17 protein-coding genes and 1 pseudogene are annotated in these 19,545 nt (G+C 68.8%); 7 read left to right on the forward strand and 11 right to left on the reverse strand.

What is annotated here, in order from left to right; genetic code table 11:
* Positions 1 to 29 precede the first annotated feature (29 nt).
* Together MHN80_RS13540 and MHN80_RS13545 are read left to right on the forward strand one after the other, a co-directional pair.
* Positions 30 to 1,298, forward strand: a complete 1,269-nt coding sequence (locus MHN80_RS13540; protein WP_239402263.1) for a YbhN family protein — start codon at positions 30 to 32, stop codon at positions 1,296 to 1,298.
* Positions 1,299 to 1,304: 6 nt separating this feature from the next.
* Entirely contained in the window at positions 1,305 to 1,769 is a 465-nt protein-coding gene (locus tag MHN80_RS13545; protein ID WP_004023770.1) for a DUF3054 domain-containing protein, read from the forward strand.
* A gap of 23 nt (positions 1,770 to 1,792) precedes the next feature.
* Here the strand turns inward: MHN80_RS13545 and MHN80_RS13550 are convergent, their stop codons facing one another.
* Positions 1,793 to 3,430 carry an NTF2-like N-terminal transpeptidase domain-containing protein gene (locus MHN80_RS13550; RefSeq protein ID WP_239402264.1) on the reverse strand — a complete coding sequence of 546 codons (1,638 nt, stop codon included), beginning with the start codon at positions 3,428 to 3,430 and terminating at the stop codon, positions 1,793 to 1,795.
* Positions 3,431 to 3,633: 203 nt separating this feature from the next.
* Here MHN80_RS13550 and MHN80_RS13555 point away from each other — a divergent pair, with 203 nt between their 5' ends.
* A complete protein-coding gene (locus MHN80_RS13555) occupies positions 3,634 to 4,377 on the forward strand; it encodes a pirin-like bicupin family protein (protein ID WP_239402265.1) in 744 nt (247 codons plus the stop codon).
* Between the two features lie 10 nt (positions 4,378 to 4,387).
* Here MHN80_RS13555 and MHN80_RS13560 read toward each other — a convergent pair.
* The 3 genes and pseudogenes from MHN80_RS13560 to MHN80_RS13570 all read right to left on the reverse strand — a co-directional run bounded on the left by MHN80_RS13560 (position 4,388) and on the right by MHN80_RS13570 (position 6,849).
* Positions 4,388 to 5,310 (reverse strand): annotated as a pseudogene (locus MHN80_RS13560) (NAD-dependent epimerase/dehydratase family protein).
* A 76-nt stretch (positions 5,311 to 5,386) separates the two neighbouring features.
* Positions 5,387 to 6,106 (reverse strand): sterol desaturase family protein, encoded by a 720-nt coding sequence (locus tag MHN80_RS13565; protein WP_137809612.1) that lies wholly within the window; start codon positions 6,104 to 6,106, stop codon positions 5,387 to 5,389.
* Positions 6,106 to 6,849 carry a FadR/GntR family transcriptional regulator gene (locus MHN80_RS13570; protein WP_137809611.1) on the reverse strand — a complete coding sequence of 248 codons (744 nt, stop codon included), beginning with the start codon at positions 6,847 to 6,849 and terminating at the stop codon, positions 6,106 to 6,108. Before MHN80_RS13570 ends, MHN80_RS13565 begins: the two co-directional genes overlap by 1 nt.
* Positions 6,850 to 6,965: 116 nt before the next feature.
* Between MHN80_RS13570 and MHN80_RS13575 the strand changes: the two genes are divergently transcribed.
* Positions 6,966 to 7,394 carry a pyridoxamine 5'-phosphate oxidase family protein gene (locus tag MHN80_RS13575; RefSeq protein WP_239402475.1) on the forward strand — a complete coding sequence of 143 codons (429 nt, stop codon included), beginning with the start codon at positions 6,966 to 6,968 and terminating at the stop codon, positions 7,392 to 7,394.
* Positions 7,395 to 7,435: 41 nt separating this feature from the next.
* On the opposite strand, the gene MHN80_RS13580 is transcribed toward MHN80_RS13575, so the two are convergent.
* A complete protein-coding gene (locus MHN80_RS13580; protein ID WP_239402267.1) occupies positions 7,436 to 8,890 on the reverse strand; it encodes an NAD(P)/FAD-dependent oxidoreductase in 1,455 nt (484 codons plus the stop codon).
* A 110-nt stretch (positions 8,891 to 9,000) separates the two neighbouring features.
* Between MHN80_RS13580 and MHN80_RS13585 the strand changes: the two genes are divergently transcribed.
* The gene (locus tag MHN80_RS13585; protein WP_239402269.1) at positions 9,001 to 11,034 is read left to right on the forward strand and encodes a M13 family metallopeptidase; all 2,034 of its coding nucleotides are present in this window, start codon (positions 9,001 to 9,003) and stop codon (positions 11,032 to 11,034) included.
* Positions 11,031 to 11,600 carry a potassium channel family protein gene (locus MHN80_RS13590; protein WP_101820747.1) on the forward strand — a complete coding sequence of 190 codons (570 nt, stop codon included), beginning with the start codon at positions 11,031 to 11,033 and terminating at the stop codon, positions 11,598 to 11,600. Before MHN80_RS13585 ends, MHN80_RS13590 begins: the two co-directional genes overlap by 4 nt.
* Before the next feature lie 64 nt (positions 11,601 to 11,664).
* Here the strand turns inward: MHN80_RS13590 and MHN80_RS13595 are convergent, their stop codons facing one another.
* Complete coding sequence (locus MHN80_RS13595; RefSeq protein WP_101820746.1) at positions 11,665 to 12,792, reverse strand: NDMA-dependent alcohol dehydrogenase; 1,128 nt, start codon at positions 12,790 to 12,792, stop codon at positions 11,665 to 11,667.
* A 405-nt stretch (positions 12,793 to 13,197) separates the two neighbouring features.
* Between MHN80_RS13595 and MHN80_RS13600 the strand changes: the two genes are divergently transcribed.
* A complete protein-coding gene (locus MHN80_RS13600) occupies positions 13,198 to 14,154 on the forward strand; it encodes a R2-like ligand-binding oxidase (RefSeq protein ID WP_101820745.1) in 957 nt (318 codons plus the stop codon).
* 284 nt (positions 14,155 to 14,438) lie between these two features.
* Here MHN80_RS13600 and MHN80_RS13605 read toward each other — a convergent pair whose 3' ends face one another.
* From MHN80_RS13605 to MHN80_RS13625, 5 genes are read right to left on the reverse strand one after another with little or no spacing between them, the layout of a single operon-like run.
* A complete protein-coding gene (locus MHN80_RS13605) occupies positions 14,439 to 15,053 on the reverse strand; it encodes an ABC transporter ATP-binding protein (RefSeq protein ID WP_239402271.1) in 615 nt (204 codons plus the stop codon).
* Positions 15,050 to 15,814 (reverse strand): ATP-binding cassette domain-containing protein, encoded by a 765-nt coding sequence (locus tag MHN80_RS13610; protein ID WP_239402273.1) that lies wholly within the window; start codon positions 15,812 to 15,814, stop codon positions 15,050 to 15,052. The genes MHN80_RS13605 and MHN80_RS13610 overlap by 4 nt, the downstream gene beginning before the upstream one ends.
* Positions 15,811 to 16,680, reverse strand: coding sequence for an ABC transporter permease (locus MHN80_RS13615; RefSeq protein WP_239402275.1), 870 nt, complete (start codon positions 16,678 to 16,680; stop codon positions 15,811 to 15,813). The genes MHN80_RS13610 and MHN80_RS13615 overlap by 4 nt, the downstream gene beginning before the upstream one ends.
* Positions 16,677 to 17,777 (reverse strand): ABC transporter permease, encoded by a 1,101-nt coding sequence (locus MHN80_RS13620; protein ID WP_239402277.1) that lies wholly within the window; start codon positions 17,775 to 17,777, stop codon positions 16,677 to 16,679. The genes MHN80_RS13615 and MHN80_RS13620 overlap by 4 nt, the downstream gene beginning before the upstream one ends.
* Positions 17,759 to 19,390, reverse strand: a complete 1,632-nt coding sequence (locus tag MHN80_RS13625) for an ABC transporter substrate-binding protein (RefSeq protein ID WP_239402279.1) — start codon at positions 19,388 to 19,390, stop codon at positions 17,759 to 17,761. Before MHN80_RS13625 ends, MHN80_RS13620 begins: the two co-directional genes overlap by 19 nt.
* Between the last annotated feature and the right edge of the window lie 155 nt (positions 19,391 to 19,545).

A 19,545-nucleotide genomic window follows, 5' to 3' on the forward strand; every position in this document is an offset into this window, starting at 1 on the left:
ACCGGGCCCCCTACCCTAGGGTGGCACGTATGTCGTCGGAGGATGTTGGCTCGCCGGGGGGCGCGGCAGCCCCGGCCACCCGTCCTCGGTTCTGGTGGGTGCGCTGGGTCCTGCTCGCCGTCGTCCTCGTCATCCTCGCCGTCGAAGTCGTCCTCATCTGGCCCGAGCTCAAGGGCGCCTGGTTCCGCATCGGCGAGATCCAGTGGCACTGGGTGGCGGCCTGTCTGGTCGCCGCGATGCTGTCGATGGACAGCTTCGCGCAGGTCCAGCGCGCGCTCTTGCGGTCCGCGGGCCTGCGCGTCACGCAATGGAAGTCACTGTCGGTCATCCTGGCGGCCAACTCGCTGAGCCAGACGATGCCGGGCGGCCAGGTGCTCGCCCCGGCGTTCACCTACCGCGAGACCCGCAAGTGGGGTGCGACGCCGGTCATCGCGTCGTGGCAGGTCGTGATGTCGGGCCTGCTCGCCGGTATCGGTCTCGCCGTCCTCGGATTCGGCGGCGCCCTGCTGGCCGGCGCGAAGACCAGCCCGTTCTCGGTCGTCTTCTCCGTCGCCGGGTTCCTCGCGGTCGCGGTGGTGCTGCAGTATCTGGCCAGCCACCCGGAGTCGTTGAAGAGCACCGGGATTCGTGTCCTCGGCTGGGTGAATCAGCTCCGCAACAAGCCGGAGGACCACGGGACCGAGCGACTCTTCGAGACCCTCGAACAGCTCCGGGCGGTGCAACTCACCAAGCGCGACACCTCGGTGGCCTTCGGCTGGAGCCTGTTCAACTGGGTCGCCGATGTGGCCTGCCTGATGTTCGCCTGCTGGGCGGTCGACGCGCACCCGAGCATCTCGGGCCTGATGGTCGCCTACGCGGCGGGCAAGGCCGTCGGTTCGGCCATCCCCCTGCTGCCGGGCGGTATCGGTGTCGTCGACGCGGTGCTGGTGCCCGCACTCACCAGCGCCGGGATGCCCGCGGCCGACGCGATCACCGCGGTCCTCATCTACCGTCTGATCAGCTACGTCATCGTCTCGGCGATCGGCTGGGTGGTCATCGGCCTGATGTTCCGCAACCGCATCAAGCGCGACGACACGTTCATCGACGAGGTGGAGCGCGACGCCGAGGTACTCGAACGCGCGGCCGACGAGCCGTCGCCGACGATGCCCGACAGCCCCGCCCGTCCCGACCCCCCGCCTTCCGACGGCATCGGCCCCGACACCACGGGCAGGTCGCCCGCCGACGAGTCCGACGGCCGGTTTCCCGGGGACTCCGGCCGAACGTCCGACACCGATCCGCCGTCGGACCCGGTACGGTAGTCCACCATGCTGAGCTCGAAGACGGATCGGGGCTCCGACACGGCGGAGACGGGGACCTCGCCTGCGCGCGGAACGGCGACGGCTCCCGTCGCAGCCCTGTTCGACGCCGTGGCGATCGCGGTCTTCGTCCTGATCGGCCGGGCCAGCCACGAAGAGGGGTATGTGCTGACCTCGGTGCTGCACACGCTGTGGCCGTTCCTGGCGGGTTGCGCGGCCGGTTGGTCGATCACCTACGTCTATGCGCACGTGCGGTCGAGCGATTTCTTCGGGCACGACTACCGTCCGGACCGGGTCGTCCCGGTCGGCCTCGTCGTCTGGTTCTGCACGGTGACCGTCGCGATGATCCTGCGGTTCATCCTCAGCCAGGGGGTGGCGGTCAGTTTCGTGATCGTCGCGGCCGTGGTGCTCGCCGCCTTCCTGCTCGGCTGGCGAGCCGTCTTCGCCGTGCTGGGTCGGCGCGCCGCCGCCTGACCGACCCCTGACCTGGCGGGGAGCTACTTGATCGTGAAGTACTTCTGCGCGACCTGGAGCGCGGCGGTCCCCGACTTCGGTCCCTCGGTGTAGATCACGACGACCTGGCCGCCCTGCAGACCCACGAACCATCCCGGCCCCTCCGGACCGTTGGTGCCCACCAGGGCGCGCAGTCCCGGGGCCCGGGTCAGGTCACTGGCATCACCGGTGGCGGCCGTCGAGGTCATCGCCTGGAGAACCGGCCGGACGACGGCCGGGTCGAGGCCGCCGAGGTCGCCTCCGGAGACCTTCGTGGGCACGTTCTTCAGTACGAACGGCGGTACCGAGGACGTCTGGCCGGCGGCGCTGCGCGCCATGGCGACACCGAAGGCGGCCATGTTCGTCATCGACATCATGCTCTGACCGGGCCGGAAGTCGATGGTCGCGATACCGGGACGATCCGGGGTGGGAACGCTTGCGCCCGGCACCGTGAACTGGACGCCGAGTCCGAGCCGATCGAGGAGTTCGTCGCCGCGCTCGTGCTGCGGCCCCGCGGCTCGCCCGATCGCGTCGAAGACCGGGTTGAGCGTCGTACCGACCGGATACGGGCGGTCGATGTCGACACCGCTGTCGATCGCGTACGAGTTCTGCGCCATCCCGAGGATCGCGCCGGTCTGCGCGTCGAGGGTCAGGATGGTCGCCGGCTGGCCCACCTCGACGGCCGCATCGCCCAGGGTCAGCTGGATGCCCTGATCGACGGTCGTCGGCACGTCCGGCCCGGGCGGCCCCTGCTCGCCCGCCAGTTTGCGGGGTGCCGCCCCCGGACCCAGCATCTCGACCTGCCACCCGGCGGTGGCATCGCGGATGGCCTGCCAGTAGTTGGTCAGTCCGTACTCGAGGGGCGAGGAGAGCCGCCGGTCGGCCATCACGAGCTGGTCGGACCGATTGACCGTGACGCCGGGTACGCGCCGCGGGTCACCCGCGAGGACCTCCATGTCGGAGTCACGCAGTCCGACCGCGGTGATCGCCTTGCCGGGGGTCGCGTCGAGCTTCTCGCGGATCACCTGCCCGGTGATCATCGGGGCGATGGGTGCGATCACCCCGGCCAGCGCCCGCACCGAGGCGTTCAGATCGGCGGTGCGGGTGGGGTCGAGGACGATCTCGTTGACCGGCTGGGCGTACATGAAGACCTTGCCGGAACGGCTGCGCACGGTCGGCGCCGGCTTCGCATCGGTGCGGATCTCGCGGAGGGTGCCACCGGCGGTGAGTCCGGCATGCAGGATCGCGGGGTCCCAGGTGACCTTCCAGCCCGATGAGAGTTTGCGCGCGGTGCCGCCGCTGGTCGACTCGTACTCGCGGCCCTTGTCCCAGTTCCAGGTGGTGGTGACCGAGAACGTGGCCGTCCCGTCGCTGTATTCGACGGGGTTCTCGACGTCGACGTCGACCCGCTGAGCGGACATCTGTTTCAAAGTGGTGGTGAGACTGTCACCGGCCTGTCCCGGCGCGGTGGTGAACGTCGCGGCCCCGCCGGCGTCCTGACGGCTCAGTGCGGCGGCGAATGCATCGATGGCGGCAGCGGCACCCGTGTCCGACGAACCGGCGAATCCACAGGAACTCACCATGACCGCGCACGTGACCGCGGCGCAAGCGGCTGACGTCGCGCGCTTGACCCAGATCTTCATGACACCAATTTTCACTCGTGTAACACTCGAAATCGACGCCGCGAGCTTCCATTCGGGGATCAAGCCGGTCACGAACTCATCTCGTCGCCGGGACCTTTGACACTTCGCGAACGTGCGAGATCGTCGTCCGGCTTCGGCATCGACACCGCCGGACCCGGTCGTCCCCGACCGTCCTCAGCTTGCCGGACTGCGACAATGAATACATGGTTTTCACCGTGTTCCGCAGTGACGATCGTGCCGTCACCGCCACCGACTGGCTGACCTCGCGGCACTGCTTCTCGTTCGGCGACAACTACGACCCGTCGAACACCCATTTCGGCGCATTGCTGGCGGTCAACGACGAGGTCGTCGCGCCGGGCGCGGGCTTCGACCTGCACTCCCATCAGGAGAGCGAGATCGTGACCTGGGTGGTCTCGGGGACGCTGGTCCACCGCGACTCGGCGGGGCACTCCGGGGTCCTCTACCCCGGCCTGGTCCAACGGATGAGCGCGGGTACCGGGGTGGAGCACTCCGAGCGCAACGACGCCTGGCCCGATCTCGCCGGTTCCGGCAGCGAGCCCGTCCGGTACGTCCAGATGTGGTTGATGCCCGACCGCCACGGCCTCGCTCCCTCGTATGAGCAGGCCGACGTCCGCGAGCGTCTCGCCGCCGGTGGTCTCGTACCGATCGCGTCCGGCGACCCGGGCCGCAACCCGGCGATCTCCGTCGCCAACTCGGGCGCCACCCTGTACGCGGCTCGACTCCGGTCGGGCGAGACCGTCGAGGTGCCCGGTTGCCGGTTCACCCATCTGTTCGTCGTGGACGGACAGGTCGGCATCGACGAGATCGGTGTACTCGGTCCGGGTGACGCCGTGCGGGGCGCCGACGCGGAGCCGTTCTCGATCACCGCCGACACCGACGCCGAGGTGCTGATGTGGTCGATGGCTGCCGGGTTGGGCGGTGGCTAGCGCCGGCTGATCAGCTCGACCCGCCGCCGAGCCGGCGCGCCATCTGCGCGTACCCCTCCCACACCGAGTGATAGTGCGGCTGCCATCCACCGGCTGACCGAAACCGCTTGTTGGACACCCGGAGCGATCGGGTCAGCGACGTGGTGCGCTCGCCGAGCAGCAGTGCAGCACGACCGGGTCCGGTCACCACGGGATGCCTGCCGACCGCGCCGGCCAGGGCAGCCGTGTGGTTCCGCTTGGTGACCGGTAGATCGTCGACGATGTTGTAGGTGCCGGAATCGACGTGGAGCGCAGACACCACGGCTGCGGCCGCATCGGCGAGATGGATCGAGGAGACGTAGGCATCGGGCCGGCCCGCCGGAAGCCGACCCGACGCCGCGCGAGCGACATCAGTTGTTCGCTGTGAGCGGCGCCGGCACCGTAGAACAGTCCGAACCGGAGCACGACGCCGGAGCCACCGGAATCGGTGAAGCGATGGGCCGACGCCTCGGCGGCATGATTGCCGGTCGCGATCGGATAGTGATCGACGGGCGATTCCTCGTCGATCCACCGGTCCCCGGAACCGGTGTACACCATGACAACCGACTCCTGCAGCACTCGCGGCACGCCGGCGGCGATGGCCGCATCGACCACCGCTGCCGATCCCTCCCGTCGGATGCGGTGGCAGTCCGTCCAGGCCGACAGCCGGACGAACGACGCCGTACCCGGGAGCGCCGAAGCGAGATTGACCACCGCGGCGCAGTGGTCGAAGCTCTCGGCGAGGCCGTCACGATCGAACAACGACACCCGAACCGGGGTGGCGCCGTGAGCACGCAATGCGGACGCGGCGGCATCCGTTCGCACGAGGGCGCGCACGTCGTGTCCGGCGGCGATCATTGCGGGCGCCGCGTATCCCCCGATGGCCCCCGTACCGCCGGTCACGAATACCCGCATGCGCGAAAGTCTCCCGGATCAGGTTGCGCTTTGTCCCGGTTACCGGGACAAAACGCAACCTGACGGAGTTCCCCGGTCAGTCCCCCGACTGCGTCAGCGCATGTAGATCTTTTGCGGTGGGGGACTTCTCGACCGTCTCGGGGTCGGGATAGGTGTGCAACAACCGGTCCGCGGTGCCTGCCGTGGTGACCGCGAACCAGTAGTGTTCGTTGCGGTAGTGGTGGAAGCGATGATTCCGCCACAGCCGGCGATAGTAGGCGTGGCGCGGCCGGTAGTCGGAGTGGATCAGATAGTGCGTCCATTCATAGACCAGTCCGATCGCCGCGAGCGTCACCATGAACGTGAGACCCCGTTCTGCACTGGCGAATACGACGAGCCCCACCGCGACAGCCGCGAGGACGACCGTGACCAGCACCTGCCACGGAATGAACACCAGCGGGATGTTCCGGGGGTTCGCGTGATGTTCCCGATGCTTCCGCGCGACCAGGGGATCGATGGTGATGGGACCCCACCGCTTCGGCCGCCAGTGCAACACGAAGACGTGGATCAGCCATTCCGCCAGCGGGAAGGTCGCGATCATCACGACGGGGACCAGTAGGTCGGCAATACCCCAGCCGCTCAACCACAACCGCGCCGCGAGCGAGGTCAGGAAGAATGCGGCGATCATCCAGGGCGATGGGTGTCGCAGGAACTCGGCGAATGCGCCGCGCAGGGTCGTCGATTTGCGGGACCGCATGCGTCGTTCTTCGGCGGCGACCTGCCTGCGGGCGGTGGCGTCGATGTCGTCGGCAGACATCAGCTCTCCTCTCCGGGAACGGATTCGGCGTCTTCGAGCGCCCGGCAGAGGTCGAGTAGGGACGCCGTCGCGGGAGCGAGCAGTTCACGAGCGGCGGTCGCCGCGCGTTCGGGATCGTGTGTACCGACCGCATCGACGACCGCTCGATAGCCCTCGATGTTCCCCACCTCCGGCTCCAGCATCGATGCGAGCGCGGGAACCGCAGGCTCGTACGCGGCGCGGAGCGAGTTGTACATGAGACGGAAGGCGATGGAGTCGGCCGCGTCGACGACCGTGCTCCAGAATTCGAGTGCGACGACCTGTTGGGCGACCGGGTCCGGTTCGACGGCGAGGTCGGCGAGCACCGACGACAGCCTCTCGATGTGGTCGCTTGTCGCCCGCTTCGCGGCGAGACCCGCGACGTCCGGCCCCACCGCCGCGCGCGCCTCGACGATCGAGCGCGCAACGCTCGGCACAAGCGCACCGCCCCGGATGAGCAAGCGCGGCAACAGATCGAGACCGCCCGTGCGTGCGATGTCCTGGACCCGTGCGCCATCGCCCTGGCGGATGGAGACCAGGCCTGCGGCTGCCACCCGCTTCAACGCTTCCCGCACGGTGGGCCGCGACACACCGAGGATGCGCGCCAACTCGCGTTCGCTGGGCAGAGCCTCACCCGCCGGCAGATCACCGGACAGGACACCTTCGACGATCTGGTCGAAGACGATCTCGGGGGCGCTCTGCTGGGACACGGGCTCGAACGGCATGCGCCGACCGTAGACCGCCGCAGGCCTGGTGGTCAAGTGGTCAGACCAATGCCCTCGCGGGCATGGAATGATCGGCCGCCGCGCGGGTTGTACCGACCACGAGCGACACCACTGCGATCTCCTCGGACACCCTCGGCACCGACGACCTCGAGTTCCTGGCCCGCCCCCTCCTCGGCTTCTTCTCGACGGCCACCGGCCCGACTCCCCCGCAGCCCCGCCCCGTCTGGTTCGAGGCGACATCAGAGGGCGAGGTCCAGCTCTTCACCGGTCCCGATTCGCTCAAGGTCCGCCGACTCGCCTCCGACCCGCGCGCCTCGATCGTGGTCGCCACACCGGCCGACGAGCGCGAACGCTGGATCGCCATAGCCGGTCCGGCGCGGGTCGAGACCGACGGCGACGCCGCACGCGACCTCGCGACCCGACTCGCCGAGCGCTACTGGGACCTCGACGACCCCACCCGCGCCCAGGATCTCGCCGAGATCCTCGCCGATGACTGGGTGCGGATCGTCATCCGGCCGGACAAGATCCGGCGACTGAGCTTCTGACCCGCGGATCGGGCCCCGGCCTCAGCCCACCGGGCCGCGGTTCATCGCAGCTGATCGAGCAGCCGCAGCCACACCTCACTGATCGTCGGATACGACGGGACCGCGTGCCACAGCCGCGACAGCGGGACCTCACCGACGATCGCCACGGTCGCCGAATGCACGAGTTCCGCTGTCTGCGGCCCCACGAACGTCGCCCCCACGAGGACGTCGCGGCTCGCGTCGACGACGAGACGGGCGTGGCCCGAGTACTCCGGATCGGTCAGATACGACCCCGCGACCGAGATGTCCCCGTCGGCGACCCGCACGTCGACCCCGGCATCCTTCGCCTGTCTCTCGGTCAGGCCGACCGCTGCGATCTCCGGCCGGGTGAACACCACCTGCGGAACCGCGCCATGGTCCGAGGCCGCGGCGAACCGTGGGCCGTCGAGGCCGCGGCCCTCCGCGCGCGCGGCGATCACGTCGCCGGCCACCCGCGCCTGGTACTTGCCCATGTGCGTCAACGCATTACGGCCGTTCACATCTCCCACCGCGTAGAGCCACGGATGGTCCGCCACCGTCAGGTGGTCGTCGACGCGGAGCGGGCCGCCCGCCTCGAGACCCACCGACTCTAGACCCAGATCCCGCGTCGCGGGCGAGCGTCCCGCGGCCACCAGGATCTCGTCGACGACGATCCTGCCGGCCCCGTCCCCGGCCAGGTCGACGGTCGCGGGCCCGCCGTGGATGCGTCCGTAGCCCGTGTCGGCGACGTCGGGCCGATCGACGGACTGGATCGTCGTGCCGAACCGGATGTCGACGCCGCGACGGGTGAACGACTCCGCGATCAGCTGCGGGACGAACGACTCCATCTTGGGCAGCAGCCGGTCACCCCGGATGGCCATCACGACCTCACGCACCCCGAGATCGAGCAACCAGGTCACCGCCTCGCAGGCCACCACGCCGCCGCCGAGGACCAGGACGCGATCCGGTACGTCGACGAGATTCGTCGCGTCGCGGGACGTCCAGGGGAGCGCGTCCGCCAGACCCGGCGTCGGCGGGATCGACGCCGTGCTGCCGGTTGCGACGACCACTGCCTCGCGCGCCGTCAACACCGTGTCACCGACGGTCACCTGGCGCTCCCCCGTGATCCGCCCGTGTCCGCGGATCACGTCGATACCCGCACCTTCCGCCCACCGCACCTGACCGGAGTCGTCGTGCGTGTCACCGGGTCCCTCCCGGCGCCCGGTCACGGTGTCGCGCCACCCGAGGACGCCGGCGGCATCGGGCAGTTCCCCGCTCACACGTTCACGCGCGCCCGCCAGGGCACGAGCCTCCTCGAGCGCCGACCCCGGACCCAGCAGCGCCTTGCTCGGCATACACGCCCAGTACGAGCACTCACCGCCCATGAGTTCGTGCTCGATGACGACAGCGGTTCGATCACTGCCCCGGATCGCGTAGTCGGCGACGTTCTCGCCCACCGGACCGCCACCGATCACGACGACGTCGAAGGTTGACTCCATGGGTTCAGCGTAGGCGGATTCGTACCCGCGATCGCCGAGTCTGCGGAGACGACGCCGGCGGGTTTCGCCCACGGCGGAGGCGGCTGACGAATCGCCGATCCGGTGACAGGATGGAGCGCGTGACTGCATCGAATACTGACCTCAACTCCGGACTCGACCTCGAGTGGGTCGACGATTCCGTCCGCATCCAGGACGATCTGTTCGCCCATGTGAACGGTAAGTGGCTCGAGTCGCATGTCATCCCCGAGGACCGTTCGGTCGACGGCGCCTTCCACGTCCTCCGCGACAACTCCGAAGAGCACGTGCGCGACATCATCACCGAGTGCGCCGCGTCGAGCCCCGAGAGCGGCTCCGACGCGCAGAAGATCGGCGATCTGTACGCCTCGTTCATGGACACCGACCACATCGAGGCCCTCGGGATCGGCCCGATCACCGGCGAACTCGAGAAGATCGCCGCCATCGACTCCATCGAGGCACTCGCCCGGCGGATCGGCCGGCTCCAGCGGCACGGCACGGGTGGTCTGTTCGGCTACTACGTGGACACCGACGCGAAGCAGTCCGACCGTTACCTCGTGCACCTGACACAGTCCGGTCTCGGACTTCCCGACGAGTCCTATTACCGGGAGGACAAGCACGCCGAGACCAGGACGGCGTATGTCGCGCACGTCGAGCGCATGTTCGCGCTGGCCGGGTTCGACGACGCGGCCGCTCGGGCAGCAGTGATCCTCGACCTCGAGACAGCCATCGCCGGCCGGCACTGGGATGTGGTTCGACGCCGCGATGCCGAGCTGACCTACAACCTCATGTCGCTGAACGAATTGGCGTCCACCGCAGATGGATTCCCCTTCTCCGAGTGGTTCGGCGGGCTGGGCACCAGCGGCGATGCCACCTTTGCCGAGGTCGTCGTCGCGCAGCCGTCCTTCGTGTCGGGCGTCGGCGAGCTCGTCACCAGCCGCCCGCTGGACGAGTGGAAGACCTGGCTGACGTGGCGCCTGCTGCGCTCGGCGGCGCCGTACCTGTCGTCGCCGTTCGTCGACGAGAACTTCGACTTCTACGGCCGCACCCTCACCGGTGCGGAGACGAACCGGGACCGGTGGAAGCGCGGTGTCGGCTTCGTCGAGGGCGCGATGGGCTTTGCGGTCGGCAAACTCTATGTGGCCAAGCACTTCCCGCCCGAGGCCAAGGCTCGGATGGACGAACTGATCGCCAACCTGGTGGAGGCCTACCGCCGCAACATCTCCGACCTGCCGTGGATGACCCCGGAGACCCGGGAGAAGGCCCTCGTCAAACTCGGCAAGTTCAACCCGAAGATCGGCTACCCGGCCAAGTGGCGGGACTACAGCTCGCTCAGCGTGGACCGTGGTGACCTCATCGGGAACGTGGCGCGCGCCTCGTCGTTCGAGCAGGATCGCGAGTTCGCCAAGATCGGTTCGCCGGTCGACCGCGACGAATGGTTCATGACTCCGCAGACGGTCAACGCGTACTACAACCCCGGCATGAACGAGATCGTGTTCCCCGCCGCGATCCTCCAGCCGCCCTTCTTCGACCCCGACGCCGACGACGCGGTCAACTACGGGGGCATCGGTGCGGTCATCGGTCACGAGATCGGACACGGGTTCGACGATCAGGGCGCCAAGTACGACGGCGACGGCAACCTCGTCGACTGGTGGACCGACACCGACCGATCCGAGTTCTCCTCGCGGACACGTAAACTCATCGATCAGTACAGCGAGTTCACCCCTACCGGACTCGACCCCGAACACAAGGTCAACGGCGACTTCACCATCGGTGAGAACATCGGCGACCTCGGCGGGTTGTCGATCGCTCTCGTCGCGTACCAGATCGCGACCGAGGGCGCCGGGAGCGAAGCGAGCGGGCCCGATGGCTCCGGCGCCGGCTCCGAGCCACCGGTCATCGACGGCCTGACCGGGACGCAGCGCGTGTTCTACAGCTGGGCGCAGATCTGGCGGACCAAGACCCGCGACGCCGAGGCGATCCGACGCCTGTCCATCGACCCGCACTCGCCGCCGGAGTTCCGGTGCAACGGCGTCATCCGCAACATGGACGCGTTCCACGATGCCTTCGACGTCGAACCCGGAGACGCTCTGTATCTGGACCCGGCCGAGCGCGTGCGGATCTGGTGAGCGAGGTGCCCGGCGGCGCCGGTCCGCGCGAGGAGAAGCCGCCGGGTACCGCTGCGTCACTCGGTCTGGTCCGGGGACGCGACCTCACCATCGCCCTGCTGCGACCGATCGGCGCGGCCATCGTCCTTCTGGCGGGGTACTTCCTGCTACCCATCAACAAGGACAGTGACATCAACTCGCTCGGCCTGGTGGTCGGCGCCCTGCTGTTGATGTCGTTCTGTGTCTGGGAGGTTCGCCGGTTCAGTCACTCGGACCGGCCGGTCGCGACCGCCATGGAGATGCTCGTGGCATTGGCGAGCTTCTACATCGTCGCCTTTGCCACGACCTATTTCCTGTTCTCCGAGTACGACACCGGGAGTTTCAACGAGTCCCTGACCCGCATCGACGCCCTGTACTTCTGTCTCACGGTGTTCACCACGACGGGATTCGGGGACATCGCACCGGATTCGCAGGGGGCCCGGGTTGCGGTGTCGATCCAGATGGCGAGCACGCTGGTGCTGCTCGGGTTGGGACTGCGGTTCCTCAACCTGCTGATCAACGCGCGACGTCAGGCCACCGGACGGTGACCTGACGTCGCGCGTGAACCGAGGACGGGCCTCGAAGGCCGCTCGGCCTGGTGATCGATAAGACTCAGTAGTCGTCGTCGCCGTAGACGATCATGCCGCGGATGTTGTTGCCCGCCAGCATGTCGTCGTACGCCTCGTTGATCTGATCGAGACGGTAGGTCTTGGTCACCAGATCGTCGAGATTGAGCTTGCCGGCGCGGTATTCGTTGAGCAGCGCCGGAACCTGGGTGCGGGGGCTCGCTCCGCCGAAGATCGCACCCTGCACGCGCTTCTGCATGAGGGTGAGGTCGAAGAGGTTCATCTGGGCGTCCATCGACTGGAAGTTGCCCATACCGACCACGACGACCTGCCCGGCCTTACCTGTGAGGGCGAGGGCGGGAGCGATCATCGAACCGTCGATCTCGCCCACGGTGAGGATCGTGGTGTTGGCCATCTTGCCCCACGTGATGTCGCCGATCGCCTCGAGCGCGGCCTCCATCGACGGGAACGTGTGTGTCGCACCCAGCTTTTCGGCCATCTGCAACTTGAACGGCACCGGATCGACGGCGATGACGTTGCGTGCGCCGGCGGCGGCCGCACCCTGGATCGAGTTGATGCCGACACCACCGATGCCGACGACCACCACGGTGTCACCGGCGTGGGTGCCACCGATCTCGACGGCCGAACCCCAACCGGTAGCGACACCGCAACCGAGCAGCGCGGCCGCCTGCAGCGGGATGTCGTCTTCGATCTTGACCAGCGACGCCTGATTGACAGTGATGTAGGGCGCGAATGTCCCGAGCATGCACATCTGCACGAGGGGTACCCCGTCGTGCGTGTACGCGCGGTTGGTGTCGTCGGCGATGGACAGACCGGTCAGCAGGCGAGCACCCTCGTCGCAGATGTTCTGCTGACCGCGCGAGCACGGCTCGCATGTTCCGCAGGCCGGGATGAACGCGGTGACGACGTGGTCGCCCTCCTTGAGGCGGGTGACACCGGGACCCACCTTGGTCACGACTCCGGCGCCCTCGTGACCGCCGAGTACCGGCATCGGCGCCGGGCTGTCGCCGGTCCGCAGGTGGTGATCCGAGTGGCACAAACCCGAGCTGACGAGTTTGACCTGGACTTCGCCCGCCACCGGATCGCCGAGCTCGAACTCCTCGATCTTCCACTCTTCGCCCGGATTGCGCAGAACTGCACCTTTGGTCTTCATTCGTGCTCCTCGCTCGTGCTGCCCCGGCACCGGGGCGTCAGATATCGCCGTCTGCTTATGCGACGTAGGTCACATGGTGGTCCACCGCCGACACTCTCGCAGGCGTTTCACGCGATCCCTGGCACAGGATTGCGGTGACGTTCCAGGCCGGGTTCGGGCGGTCGTCGACCCAAGCTCCGGACAGTCTCGATTACGACCGCACACCCGACGAGCCAGGCCGCACGGTCGACGGCGTCGGCCGCCCAGCCGACGCCACCGGGTTCGACGATGACGGCATCGCCCACCGATCGGCGTCAGGCCGGAACCCAGTCCGCGACAACAGAGTTGGTCGATCTCGTATCTCCGGATCGAGGAAGGGGTTAGCGTCGGGGTACTCCACTTCCGAAGTGTCTGGCTGGTGATCTCATGACTCTCATCGAACACAAAGCGGAGGGCCGGGCCGACTTCTCGTCATTGCGACAGGGCGGTCTCAACTGGGACTCGTTTCCGTTGCGGCTCTTCGTGAAAGGCAATGCTCGGTTCTGGGATCCGATCGCCATCGACTTCTCGCAGGACGCACAGGACTGGGCCGAGCTCACCGACGAGCAGCGCCGGAGCGCCACCTACCTGGTGAGTCAGTTCATCGCCGGCGAGGAGGCGGTCACCCAGGACATCCAGCCGTTCATGAAGGCGATGGCGACCGAGGGCCGGTTCGGCGACGAGATGTACCTGTCGCAGTTCTGCTTCGAAGAGGCCAAGCACACCCAAGTGTTCCGGCGGTGGATGGACGCGGTCGGCCTCACCGGCGACCTCCAGAGCTTCGTCAGCGCGAATCCCTACTATCGCCAGCTGTTCTACGAAGAGCTGCCCGCGTCCCTGCACGTCCTCGACCACGACCCGTCGCCCCGGAACCAGATCCGCGCCAGCGTCACCTACAACCACGTGATCGAGGGCAGCCTGGCGCTGACCGGCTACCACGCGTGGCAGAAGGTGTGCACCAGGCACGGGATCTTCCCGGGGATGCAGAAGCTGATCCGGTTCATCGGCGACGACGAGCGGCGGCACATGGCGTGGGGAACCTTCACGTGTCGCCGGCACGTCGCGGCCGACGACTCGCTGTGGGACGCCGTCGGCGAACGCATGAACGAACTGCTGCCGCTCGCGCTGGGCATGATCGAGTGGGTCAACCAGCAGTTCGAGGTCCAACCCTTCGGCCTCGACAACGACGAGTTCCTCGCCTATGCGGCCGACCGCGCCCAGCGTCGGCTCTCGGCCATCGAGTCCGCCCGGGGACGCCCGGTCGCCGAGATCGACCTCGACTACTCCCCCGAGGTGCTGGAAGACCAGTTCGGCGAGGACGACGCCGTCCGCCTGCAGATGTGACGGGGCATCACCCCTCCGCTGGTTGACACCACTCACCGAGTGGCCTCGACGGACGCGGCGTCCTCGCTACGCTCGGTCGACGCTGCTCGACCAGCAGAATCCCCGTCCACCGAGCGAAGCGACGCCCCTCCGCTGGTTGAGCCGGCACCGAGCGCAGCGACGCCCCTCCGCTGGTTGAGCCGGCACCGAGCGCAGCCGCCGGGCCGAGCAAGCGACGAAGGAGCGCGTCGAGGTCGAGGCGCCGAGTCGAAGCCACTCGGCGACCCGAACAGCGGCCGCAACCGTCAGCACCGGTCGAGGTCGATGACGTCCCGGCTGCGCGATTCCACCAGCCGTCGGTCGTGGCTCACCAGCAGCAGGCCCGCCCCGTCGGCGACGAGGTCGTCGAGCAGCGACGTCACGGCCCGAGACGCGACCGGATCCAGCATCGCGGTCGGTTCGTCGCACAGCACGACCCGCGGCTGCTGCACCACGAGCCTGCCGAGGCACGCGCGCTGGAGTTGACCGTCGCTCACCTGTGACGGATAGCGATCCAGCAAGGCCGGATCGAGGCCGACGCGATCCGCGGCTCGTTCGACGTCACAGTCTCGTCTCGCGATCGTCGCGGGTTCGGCGACGATCCGGCGCAGCGTCCACCGTGGGTTGGCGACGAGGCGCGGATGCTGGGCGAGGAGGGCGATGTCGCCGGGGCGACGCCCGCCCGGCCACGCGACTCTTCCGGCAGCCGGCGCGGCGAACCCCGCGAGGACGCGCAGCAGCGTCGTCTTGCCGCTCCCCGACCGCCCGACCACTCCGGTGACCGTTCCGGCGCCGACACCGACGTCGAGGCCCTCGAACACGAGGGTGTCGCCGAAGCGGGCCGACAGGCCCGTGCCGACGAGCAGGTCACCGACGGTCACGGCACTCTTTCGAAGAACCCGGCGACATAGGCGTCGTCGGAGGCAACGATCTCATCGAGCCGACGATGATCGACGATCCGTCCCGCGCGCATGACCGCCACCGAATCGCACCCGCGCCGCATCGTCTCGACGTCGTGGGTGATCACGAGCACCGCCGCGCCGGCACTCGCGGCTTCGGCGAGGAGCTCCCAGATGTCGGCTGCGAGTTCGGCGTCGAGCGCCGAGGTCGGCTCGTCGGCGACGATCGTGTCCGGATCACCGGCCAGGGCTGCGGCGATCGCGGCGCGCTGCGCCATCCCGCCGGACAGCTCGTGCGGATACAACCGGAGTGCGGCGGGGTCGAGGTGCACGCGTCGGCACAGCTCGACGGCATCCCGGGACCCGTCGAGAATGCCGATCACCTCGTCCAGCTGCGCGCCGACACTGCGCACAGGCGTGAACGAGGTCGACGCCGACTGGGGAACGGAGCCGATGCGGCGCCCGCGGAGTCCTCGCCACCGGCGGTCCGCGCCGGCGAGTTCACGATCGGTGAACACCTCGCCGCCGATCCGCAGTCGACCCGTCGGCACGGACCCCGGCGGGAGCAGACCGGACAGGACCGACGCGACCATCGACTTACCGCAGCCGGACTCACCCACCAGTGCGGTCATCGACCCGGCCGGCAAGGGCAGCGTCACATCGTCGAGCACTCGGACTGCTGCCCGGTTCCACCGATTCCGGGCCACGATCTCCACTGTCACCCCGTCGAGCCCGGCGTTCATCGCCACACCTCACCGGCGGGCGGCGACGTGGCACGACGCAGCGACGACGCCGCGGCCGCACACGCGAGCGCGGTGACCATCAGGGCGACACCGGGCACGACCAGCGTCCACCACGCGCCGGTGAGGATGTCACCGCGCGCCTGCCCGAGCAGCGTGCCGAGACTCGCGGCGTCCGGGGAGAGCCCGACACCCAGGAACGACAGCGTCGTCTCGTGCCAGACCGCGTGCGGCAGCAACACGGTCATCGCCACCAGCACCTGCCCGCTCACTGCGGGCAGCAGATGGCGGACGGCGACGAAGGTGCGGGACGCACCGGCCAAGCGGGCGGATTCGACCCACCCCGACGACGTCGCCTCGAGTAGTTCGGCGCGCACCACCCGCGCGACGGACGGCCAGTGGGTCAGCGCGATCGACGCGATGATCGCGACCGGCTCACCGCGCCACATCGCGGCGATGACCACTCCGACGACGAGGTGCGGCAAGGCGTTGACCCCGTCGACGACGCGCATCACCACCGCGTCGAACCACCCGCCCATCGTCACCGCACCGATTCCGACGAGGACGCCGAGGGCCGTCGCCAGGACCGCGCACGCCGCGGCGATCAGCAGCGAGATCCGCAGTCCGGCAGCAGTTCTGACACCGAGGTCGTACCCCGAGTGGTCGGTCCCGAGTGCCGCCCCGGAACCCGGAGGCAGCAGTGAACGCGCGAAGTCGGCGGTCTGTTCGCCTGCGAGAACGGGCCACCCGACCGCCATGACGACCATGACCGTCAGCACGACCCACGGTGTGACGAGGGCGGCGCGGTGACCGATCGCGGCCCGACGGCTCACGACCCCGACGCCCGTCGTGTCACCGATGGTCGTCATGCGGTCAGTCCGATCCGCGGATCGATCCACACGGCCGCCGCATCGGACAGGGCCGACCCGAGCAGCACGAGTACGGCCGATCCGACCGCGAGCGCGGCCAGCAACGAGAAGTCCAGTGCCACGGCCGAATCCACGAGCGCTGCGGCGAGGCCGGGCCAGCCGAAGACGGTCTCGACGATGGCGGCGCCGGCGATGATCTCGGGCAGGCGGGTGCCGAGGAGCGCGAGGGTGGGCAGTACCGACACCGGCACCACGTGCCCGCGCACGAGCGCCCACCCGTCGACACCGCGGGTCCGGGCGGCCCGGACCGCATCGGAGGCGGTGGCGTCGACGACGGCCGCGCGCATGGTCAGCAGCAACCACGGGATCATCGACACGGTCAGGGCCAGGTACGGCAACACGGCGTGGGTGAGCAGACCGTCGAGGGAGTAGTCGTCGCCGGGGCGTCGAGCACCGGAGGTCGGAAACCACCCCAGCGTCACCGCGAAGATGCTGACCAGCACCAGTGACACCACGAAGGGCGGGGTCGCGGCCAGCATGGCCGCCAACGCCGTACACGCCCGGTCGACCAGCCCGCCCCGCCGCATACCGATGACGGCCCCTCCGACGACGGCGAGCAACGCAGCGGAGATCAATGCAGCCGTCGACATGCCGAGGGTGAACGGAAGACGTTGCGAGATCACTTCGTCGACCGCGCGGCCCTGGGTCGAGGACCAACCCAGATCACCGTGGAGCAGCGCACCCCACCAGTTCCACCAGGCGCTCAGCCAGTACTGGTCCACGTCATAGGCGGCCGCGGTCGCCGCCCGCTGGGCGGGGGTGGCCGACTGGTAGTTGTCACCGAGATGAGCGGTGAGCGGTTCGAACGGCGACGCGGCGGCGACGGCGAAGATCCCGAGCGACACCAGGATCGTCGTCGGGATCATCAGGAGGACGCGCCGGAGCAGGAGTCGTCCGGCTCGCCGCGTGCGCGAGTCCGGCCGCCTCGTGCGCCGGCGCCGCGGGTGCCGCCTGTCGGTCCGATCGTCGGCGTCGGTGCCGGCCGGCCGGATCGACCGCACCGACGAGGCGAGGGAGGTCATGAGATCGGTTGCCACGACGGCACGTTCCACCACGGGCCCCAGGTGACGCCGTGCGAATGCGGTTCGAGGATCGGGTCGTCGTGCCGCCAACCCTCGCCCCGAGAGGCGTAGGTGTGGTGCAGGAACGCCAGGAAGACGTACGACGGCGCAGCCGCGTAGATCTGCTGGATGCGCTGATACCGCTGGTCATTCGCCGGCCCGGGCGCGCTCGCACGTGCCTCGTCGAGAAGGGCGTCGAGCCCGGGGGCGGTGAGGTCGCCCGGGTTGGAGTACGGCGACGAGTTCGCGACGCGCGTGTGCAGGGTGTCGTAGACCTGCGAGTCGATGCTGTACGGCGTCGCGCCGCCACCCAGAAGCACCGCTGCCGAGGTCAATTCGGAATCGATCTCGTCCCAGCTGGTGCCGCGGGTGAGGACCTCCACACCGATCCGTTTCATCGACGCCGCGAACGCCACCGCCAGATCACGGCGAAGAGTGTCCTCGGCGTTGTAGAGGAGGGCGAACGACGCCCGGTCGGCCCCGCGGGCCCGGATACCGTCGGGAGCCGTCCGCCACCCGGCGGCGTCGAGTGTCGCCCGTGCACGATCGGCGTCGAAGCCGAACTGCGTCTGCTCGTCGTAGACGTCAGCCCCGTATACCGAGGCGATCGGCGTGCTGGCGGGTTCACCGTCGCCGGTCAGCACGTCGTCGACGACGGCCTGCCGGTCGATGCCGAGGTTCATCGCGAGGCGAGCGGCCGGGTCGGCGGTGAACGGGTTCGTGCTCGGCAGTGAGATGCCGCGCCAGTCAGCGGATTTCACCGACACCACGTCGATGCCGTCACGCCCGTCCAGGCTCTCGGCGAGCCTCGGTGGCAGGTTCGCGCCGTCGATCTCACCGGCCGCGATCCGTTGCGCGCGGGTGTTGTCGTCGGGAACGTGGGTGTAGACGATGCGTTGTACCGCCGGCTGGTTTCCCCAATAGTTCTCGCGCGCAACGAGAACGGCCTGGTCCGGCTCGAGCGAATCGAGCCGGTACGCCCCGGTGCCCACGGGCTCGGTGTTCAGGGCCCACTCCGCCGCCGGCGCATCCTCCACCCGCTCGGCGGGCACGACACCCACGAGCAGGTACGGCGACGGGTCCGCGTCGGTGTTCATCCGAACGGTCACCGCCCCGGGCCCGTCGGCCTCGACCGAGACGATCGGCTCGAAGTCGGTCGAGATCTGCGACGCGACCCGTGGATCGACGACGGCCCGGTAGGTCGCGACGACGTCGGCGGCGTCGAAGGCGGTGCCGTCGGAGAACGTGACGCCACTCTTGAGCGGCACCCGCCACGTCCGCGGCGCGACACGCTCGGGGCGGGACGCGGCGAGCGCCGGGACGAGGTCCGGAACGCGGTCGTCGCCGTCGGCGGCCGGGATGAGGAGGCCGTCGTAGATGGGCGAGACGCCGAGCCGTGCATAACCGAGCATCGGGTTGAAGTCACCGAGGTCCTGTCCCTCGCCGAGGACGATCTGATCGGTCGCCGTTGCCTGATCCGACACCGAGCAACCCGCGAGGGCGACCATCGCGAGAAGAACGGCGGCTCCGACCGTGGCGACTCCGCGAACAGCCGACGACGCTCCCTCAACACGTGTGTGCACAAACATATGTTCTCTCAGACACACATTTGCCGCCACCGGGGCCGTGAGGAACGATGAGCTGGTGTCCATCGACGAAGTGACGAGGAGGGGCCGGTGACCGACTTCGACCCACACTCATTTCACGCGGACACGTTCGACGCGGACTCCTGGGCCGCACGTTT

It is taken from the genome of Gordonia sp. McavH-238-E (genome assembly GCF_022348225.1).
In the GTDB taxonomy this organism is placed as follows: Bacteria; Actinomycetota; Actinomycetes; order Mycobacteriales; family Mycobacteriaceae; genus Gordonia; species Gordonia terrae.